The sequence below is a fragment of the Variovorax sp. V93 genome (assembly GCF_041154485.1).
GTDB classification, from domain to species: domain Bacteria; phylum Pseudomonadota; class Gammaproteobacteria; order Burkholderiales; family Burkholderiaceae_C; genus Variovorax; species Variovorax beijingensis_A.
The window spans coordinates 3,849,314-3,855,976 of record NZ_AP028669.1; the positions used below are offsets into that span (position 1 = coordinate 3,849,314).

At 68.1% G+C, this 6,663-nt stretch carries 5 protein-coding genes; all 5 read left to right on the forward strand.

The window, feature by feature from the left end:
* The first annotated feature begins 159 nt into the window (after positions 1–159).
* Entirely contained in the window at positions 160–939 is a 780-nt protein-coding gene (fhuF, locus tag ACAM54_RS18290) for a siderophore-iron reductase FhuF (protein WP_369648485.1), read from the forward strand.
* A 94-nt stretch (positions 940–1,033) separates the two neighbouring features.
* Positions 1,034–1,879, forward strand: a complete 846-nt coding sequence (locus tag ACAM54_RS18295) for a formyltransferase family protein (RefSeq protein ID WP_369648486.1) — start codon at positions 1,034–1,036, stop codon at positions 1,877–1,879.
* The gene (locus ACAM54_RS18300; RefSeq protein WP_369648487.1) at positions 1,876–2,916 is read left to right on the forward strand and encodes a GNAT family N-acetyltransferase; all 1,041 of its coding nucleotides are present in this window, start codon (positions 1,876–1,878) and stop codon (positions 2,914–2,916) included. The genes ACAM54_RS18295 and ACAM54_RS18300 overlap by 4 nt, the downstream gene beginning before the upstream one ends.
* 35 nt (positions 2,917–2,951) lie before the next feature.
* A complete protein-coding gene (locus tag ACAM54_RS18305) occupies positions 2,952–4,283 on the forward strand; it encodes a lysine N(6)-hydroxylase/L-ornithine N(5)-oxygenase family protein (RefSeq protein ID WP_369648488.1) in 1,332 nt (443 codons plus the stop codon).
* Positions 4,284–4,465: 182 nt separating this feature from the next.
* A complete protein-coding gene (locus tag ACAM54_RS18310) occupies positions 4,466–6,634 on the forward strand; it encodes a TonB-dependent siderophore receptor (RefSeq protein ID WP_369648489.1) in 2,169 nt (722 codons plus the stop codon).
* The last annotated feature ends 29 nt before the right edge of the window (positions 6,635–6,663 follow it).

A 6,663-nucleotide genomic window follows, 5' to 3' on the forward strand; every position in this document is an offset into this window, starting at 1 on the left:
AAACGGCCATGCCCCGTCGACATCGCCCGGGCGGCTGCACGCCGCTTACTGCATAGACGGCTGGGTCCCGGCAATGTTCATGCGATGTGACGGATGAACACCACCGCCGCCAAACCGTCTTCAAGGGATGCATTCCCCGCACCTCTTGCAGGCCGCCTCGTGATCGCGCTGCTGGAACCCCTGTTCCCGGGCGCACTCGCCGTGCATGCCGAACGGCTGCAGTGCGCGGACGCGGTACCGGCCGACGCGCTGTGCGTGGCCGAGCTGGCGCAGTCGCCTTCGCTCCTGGCCGACGTGCTGCGCCTTCATGCCCGCGCACGTGGCGCGGCCGGCGCGCGCGACCTGCGGCCGGTCGCCTCGGCGTGGAGCCTGGACTACCTTTCCGCGCTGCTGCCGCCCGTGGTGGCGGCCGCCAGCGTGCTGCAGCATGTGTTTCCGGTTTCGGCGGAGCACATCTGGGTGCGGCTCGACGACAAGGGCGCACCCTCGAGCTTTCATGTGCTGCATCCGGGCGATGCGCGGCGCGGCGCGGACACCGCGCAGCGCTATGCGCCGCTGCTGTGGCAGCACCTGCAACCGCTTTTTTCCGCCTTGTGCAGCCTCACGCGGCTTGCGCCCAAGATCCTGTGGGGCAACACCGCGCGCCACCTCGAACCGATCTTCGACATGGCGCTGGCCGCGACCGGCGGTGCAGCCCACATCGCGCACGACCGCGATCGCCTCCTGCACCACCCCGCCTGGCCGGACGAGGCCCGGCCGGTCAACCCGCTGCACGCCCGCCGCCGCGAGGTACGGCCGGTCGACGCCGGCCAGGGCCGGCCGGTCAAGCTGCACCGCCAGTGCTGCCTCTACTACCTGCTTCCGTGCGAGGACTACTGCGGCGCCTGCCCGCTCGCGCCGCAGCACCGCAAGAGCGCCGGCGAAATCCTGCAGCCGTGAACAGATGGCGCGCTGCCACGTCTTCTCCTGAAGGCCCCACGCCCGCTTGTTCCCAAGCCAACTCCAACGCCGATCCATCCTTCACGCCACACCCATGTCCCAGGCAAAGCTCGTCTACATCCTGTCCTTGAGAAACGCGGCCGCCGACAAGGCCGGCCAGTGCATCGACTTCAAGGGCACGCAGCGCTACATGGCGTCCCCGCTCGAATACCTGGCCAAGGCACTGGACGAAAGCTCGCTGGGAGCGGCCTATTCGCTCGAAGGCATCGTCTACGACGACGACGAAGGCTCGCCGCGGGACCGCGCGGCGCTGCAGGACTACGGCTTCTCCTGCCAGCCCGGCCGCCAGTGGATCTTTCCGGGCGACCTGAAGGCGCAGGGCAAGCTGCTCAACGGCATGCTCCACGCGGTGCCGTCCGAGTACCGGCGGCTTCCGCTCGACGCGAAAGAGCGACCCGCCGCCAAGAGCGCCTTCGAGCGCCGCCTGCTGGACAAGCTGCTCACGCTGCAGGCCGACATCGTCGTGCTCGACGGGCTCCTGGTCATCCTGGACGAACTCGTGCGCCCGGGTGCGCCCTTTCACCGCAGGATCGTCAACATCCACCCCGGCATCACGCGCATCGAGTCGCCCTACGAGCGCCGCGGCGCCTGCGCCACGCTCGATGCGCTGCACGGCGCCAAGGGCCGCAAGGTCGTGAACTGGCAGACGATGGAAAGCGTCCCCGCGCCGCTGCTCCTGAAGACCGGCGCCTCGCTGCACTACGTGGACAACGGCATCGACTCCGGCGAGGTCATCCACGACGTGCTCGGCACGCACATCGACCCCACGGACTCGATCCTCGAGCTGCGCTGGAACAACTTCAACCACAGCCTCTTTCCGGCACTCCACCAGGGCCTGGCCCTGCTCGCGAGCCACCGGTCCACCGAAGGAACCCCATGACCCTCACCTCCTACGCCGACGGCACGCCGCACGACATCACCCTGGACGGCGAGATGCTCGCCGTGCGCAGCCGCCAGGGCGGCAGCCGCTCGCTCTGGAAGCTCGCAGCCGGCGGGGCCGATGCCGCGCTCCAATGGGTCGACGGCAGTGCGGCCTCCACCCCTCACCTGCTCGCGGCGCTGGAAGCCGCCTTCGAGTACCGCCCCGCGCACAAGAGCCTCGCGGTGGCGGCGCCCGCGCCGGCCGAGGAGCTGACCCACACCGGCGTCCTGCTGGCGTCGCCGGACGGCGGCGTGCGCGCCTTTCGCGACATGCTCTGGCAGCAGCCGCGCCTGTGGCTTCCCACCGTGCATGCCCCGATGGCGCAGCGCTATGCGCTCACCAACGGCAAGGTGCATCCGCTGCGCACGCCCAAGCCGCGCGGCGTGCTCTACCAGCGCTTCATTCCGTGGCTCGGCAAGACCTTCTCGTTTCGCAGCATCGACCTCGAGCGCGACCTGGACATCTTCAACCGCTGGATGAACGACCCCGACGTGGCTGAGATCTGGGACGAGGAAGGCGACCTGGACAAGCACCGCGCCTACCTCTCGGGCATCGAACGCGACCCGCACATGTACTCGATGATCGCGAGCTTCGACGGCGAGCCCTTTGCCTACTTCGAGATGTACTGGGCCAAGGAAAGCCGCATCGCGCCCTTCTACGACGTGCAGGACTACGACCGCGGCTGGCACGTGCTGGTCGGCGAGCCGTCGTTCCGCGGCAAGGCCTGTGCCACCGCGTGGCTCACCTCCATCTCGCACTACATCTTCCTGTGCGACCCGCGCACCCAGCGCGCCGTGGGCGAGCCGCGCATCGACCACGTGCAGCAGATCCGCAACCTCGACAAGTCGGGCTACGCCAAGGTGAAGGAGTTCGACCTGCCGCACAAGCGCGCACAGCTCGTGATGATGCTGCGCGAACGCTACTTCATCGACGGCCTCTGGCTGCCGCGCAGCGACGCGCCGGCGGCAGCAGCCGCGTCCGCCACGCCCGTTTAACCCGCTCAACCGCTTCGCAGCAAAAGGAATCCGCCATGGTCATTCACGACGTCATCGGCATCGGCTTCGGCCCCTCGAACATCGCGCTGGCGATCGCGCTCGACGAGAAGCGGCGCGAGGGACGCCGGCTCGACGCAATGTTCATCGAGAAGCAGCCCACCTTCGCCTGGCACAAGGACATGATGCTGGAGCATGCGCACATGCAGATCTCCTTCCTGAAGGACCTGGCCACGCTGCGCAACCCGACCAGCCGCTTCACCTTCATCAACTACCTGCACGAGAAAAGGCGCCTGCAGGACTTCATCAACCTGAAGACCTTCTTCCCGAGCCGCCACGAGTTCAACGACTACCTGGCCTGGGCCGCCGCGCAGTTCGAGGATGCCTGCGTCTACGGCGAGGAAGTGTTCGAGGTGCTGCCCGAGCGCGAGGCCCACGGCGGCGACGTGACGCTGCTGCGCGTGCGCTCGCGCGACCGCACGGGACACGTGAGCGAGCGCCTCGCGCGCAACCTCGTGGTGAGCATCGGCGGCATGCCCAACATTCCGGACTGCTTCCGGGCGCTGCGCAGCGACCCGCGCGTGTTCCATTCGAGCAGCTACCTGCAGGGCATCGCCGCGCAGGACGGCGCGCAAAGAATCGCCATCGTCGGCGCCGGCCAGAGCGCCGCGGAAATCTTCATGGACCTGCAGGGCCGCCCCCATGCGCCGCAGGTCGACCTCGTCATGCGGGCCCGCTCCATCCGCCCCTCGGACGACAGCCCCTTCGTGAACGAGGTGTTCAACGCCGAGTTCACCGACTACATGTACAGCCGGCCCGACGACGAGCGCGCCGCCCTGCTCGAGGAATTCGGCCACACCAACTACGCAGTGGCCGACCTGGAACTGATCCAGCAGATCTTCAAGATGTTCTACCAGCAGAAGGTGCGCGGCGAAAACCGCATGCGCTTCCTGCGCCGGCACGACATCCACGCCGCCCACGCCACGGCCGAGGGCATCCACCTGACCATGTGCGACCGGAACACCGGCCGCGAAAGCACCTCGCGCTACGACGCCGTGGTGCTCGCCACCGGCTACGCACGCGAGCAGCACAAGGAACTGCTGACCTCCCTCGCGCCGTACCTGGATGGTTTCTCGGTGGACCGCCACTACCGCGTGCGCAGCACCGGTGACTTCCGCCCCGCCATCTTCCTGCAGGGCGCCTGCGAGTCCTCGCACGGCCTGAGCGACACGCTGCTGTCGGTGACCTCGGTGCGTACGGGGGAGATCGGCAGCGCGCTGCTGAAGGCCATTCCGGCGATGCCGGGCACGGCGGGCGCGGCCAGCGCCGCCAACGCCGGCCGGAGCGAGCGCCAGGCCGTCCGCGTCTAGGCCGCCGCCGAGGCGCGGCGGTGCGCGTGGCGGGTACGTGCTGAAGCATTTGGTACAGGGTGTCTCTCTTTTTGTAGTTCAAACGTCTCATGTACGGAAGCGCCAGAACTGCGGGATACGGCAGGCCTTGCGCTGAAACCCGAACACGTCGTTTTTTCACTGCTCCTGGAGTACCTCAACCTATGCGTCCCCTGCCCCGACCCCGCCTGCTGAGCGCCGCGCTTGCCTCGGCCTTCGGAACCGCCTGCACCCTCTGGGCGGCCCCCGCCTTCTCGCAGGACAGCAACCTGCCGGCGGTGACCGTCACGGCCGATACGGAAGCATCGGCCAAGGGCCATGTGAGCGGCTACGTGGCCAAGCGCAGCGCCACCGGCACCAAGACCGACACCCCGATCCTGGAAACCCCCCAGTCGATCTCGGTGGTCACGGCCGACCGCGCGGCCGCCATCGGCGCCACCACCGTGAAGGACGCGCTGGGCTACACCCCCGGCGTGAGCACCACCGTCTTCGGCGCCGACTCGCGCTACGACTGGATCTCGATCCGCGGCTTCGACGGCTACGCGCCGGGCTTCTACCTGGACGGCATGCCCCTGCGCAACAACGGCAACTGGGGCGTCTGGCAGATCGAACCCTACGGCATGGAGCGCATCGAAGTGCTGCGCGGACCGGCCTCGGTGCTCTACGGCCAGGCCAGCCCCGGCGGCGTGGTCAACGTGGTGAGCAAGCGCCCCACCACCGAGCCGCTGCGCGAAGTGCAGCTGCAACTGGGCAGCAACCACCGCACCCAGATCGCCGCCGACTTCTCCGGCCCCATCGATGCCGAAGGCAAGCTCAGCTACCGCCTGACGGCCGTCGGCCGCGACAGCAAGCTGCCGGCCGCCAGCATGGACGACGACCGCTTCTACATCGCGCCCTCGCTCACCTGGCGCCCCTCCGCGGACACCACGCTCACGCTGCTGTCGCACTTCAACCGCGTGCGTGGCGGCGTGTACACGCGCGGGCGCCCGACGGTCGGCTCGCTGATTCCCACGCGTTTCGGCAACTACATTCCCGACTCGCTCTTCGTGGGCGACCCCAACTTCAACCACTTCGACGTGGACCAGTGGATGGTCGGCTACGAGTTCGAGCACCGCTTCAACGACACGTTCACCGCGCGCCAGAACCTGCGCTACGGCCGGCTCGACGTCGACTACGGCGCCGTGCAGGGCCGCGCGATCGTGCCGCTCAACGGCAATGTCTCCGATCCGCGCAACTACCAGATGCTGCGCCGGAGCATCTCGGGCAGCCGCGAGAGCGTCTCGACCTTCACGCTGGACAACCAGCTCGAAGCCAACTTCGTCTCGGGCGACTGGAAGCACAAGGTGCTGATCGGCCTGGACCACCAGCGCACCGGCATCGAGCAGGCCAGCTACAGCGGCGGCAGCGCACCGAGCATCAACATCTACGCGCCCGTGTACGGCGGTCCGTTCTTCGTGCCCGCGCCCTATGTCGACGCCAACACCCGCCTGACGCAGACCGGCCTGTACATCCAGGACCAGATCAAGTGGGGCGAGCGCTGGAGCCTCACGCTCGGCGGCCGCTACGACCGCGCCTCCACGATCATCCACAGCAACCTGGACGGCACGCGCAGCGACATCCCCGAGCACAAGTTCACCAAGCGCGGCGGCCTGGTCTACACCTTCCCGAGCGGCTGGGCGCCCTACCTGAGCTACTCCGAATCGTTCTCGCCCTCGGCGCGCCTGAACCCGGACACCAAGAGCCCGTTCAAGCCCGAGACCGGCCGCCAGTACGAAGCCGGCGTGCGCTACCAGCCCGTGGGCACCACCGACAGCTACAGCGCCGCCATCTTCGACCTGCGCCGCCAGAACTACATCACCGCCGATGCCAACTTCCGCCCGCGCCAGACCGGCGAGGTGCTGGTACGCGGCCTGGAGTTCGAAGCGGCCTTCCAGCCCGTCAAGCGCATGAACGTGACGGTGTCCTACGCCTACACGCCCAAGGTGGAGATCACGGCCAGCAGCACGCCGAGCGAGATCGGCACGCCGCTGCTCGCGGTGTCCAGGCACCGCGCCGCGCTCTGGGCGGACTACCGCTTCGACAACGGCATCAAGGTCGGGCTGGGCGCACGCTTCAACGGCTCGAACCGCGGCGACCTGAACAAGGCGCCGATCCAGGTGCCTTCGTACACCTTGTTCGACGCGATGATCGGCTACGACATCGACCGCTGGAGCCTTGCGCTGAACGTGCGCAACCTGACCGACAAGACCTACTTCGCGAACTGCGACCAGTACGGCAATTGCTATTACGGCGACCAGCGCAAGGTCACGGCCACGGCCACCTACCGCTGGTAAGCCGCGCAGCGGCCTCCAAACGCAAAAAA